Origin of the sequence: Mesorhizobium sp. M4A.F.Ca.ET.050.02.1.1, assembly GCF_003997725.1 — a bacterium.
Lineage (GTDB): Bacteria > Pseudomonadota > Alphaproteobacteria > Rhizobiales > Rhizobiaceae > Mesorhizobium.
This window is the reverse complement of record NZ_RZSG01001375.1, coordinates 1-692: the sequence shown is the minus strand read 5'-3', so window position 1 is coordinate 692 and position 692 is coordinate 1. Positions and strand designations below refer to the sequence as shown.

Annotated in this window: 1 protein-coding gene; it reads right to left on the bottom strand. The window is 65.2% G+C overall.

All coding sequences use genetic code 11. The annotated features are described in order from the left end of the window. Positions 1 to 208: 208 nt before the first annotated feature. On the bottom strand, positions 209 to 692 hold a 484-nt coding region (locus EOA33_RS37605; RefSeq protein ID WP_127407840.1), incomplete at its 5' end, for a DUF922 domain-containing protein.

The following is a 692-nucleotide window of genomic DNA, read 5'->3' as shown; positions in this document are numbered from 1 at the left end:
CCCTGGGGGCAGGGCGGCCGGCTTGGCCGGTTCGACGCATCCACCGCGTCGATTGGATGTCTCGTGCTCTCAGGCTCCGCCTCAGCGAACCTGACATATGTCGCCCCATATAGGCCGATTTCGACAGGGGCTCGAAAGTTTTTGCCGCCTGGCACTATGCTTCGGCGAAATTGGCCTGCGCCACCGGCGCCCTTGGTGCCGGCGAAAATCAGGCGGGCGGCAGCTGGCCGCTCTCGATGCGCTCGATCCGATAGCGCAGCAGCCGCAGGATGCGGCTTTCGAAGTTGACGCTCTCGACGCGGTCGAAGCGCACCTGGTCCTGGTCGTGCCTGGCGAGTTCGGCCGCGGTGATCTGCGCGGCTCTCGCCTTGGCCTCGGCGCAACTCCGTTGCGGATAGCTCGCCTTCAGCGCATCCTCCAGTTGCCTGGCATGGTTCTTGGCGATCTCGACATGGCGTTCCTCATGGCGCTTGATGTCGGCCGACAGCGTGTCCCAGAACAGCTTCACGTCGGCATCCGCTTTGCGCGAGCGGCGCCATTCCGGAAGGATCACCTTGACCTTGACGGTCACGATGGCGTCGGCGATGCGGCAGGAGCCAGGGCTTTCCGCATAGCTGACGCGGGTGGTGAACGCCATTTGCGTCGCGCCCGGGTGTCGCGAGCCGGTGCTTTTCACCTGCGGTCCGTGCTTG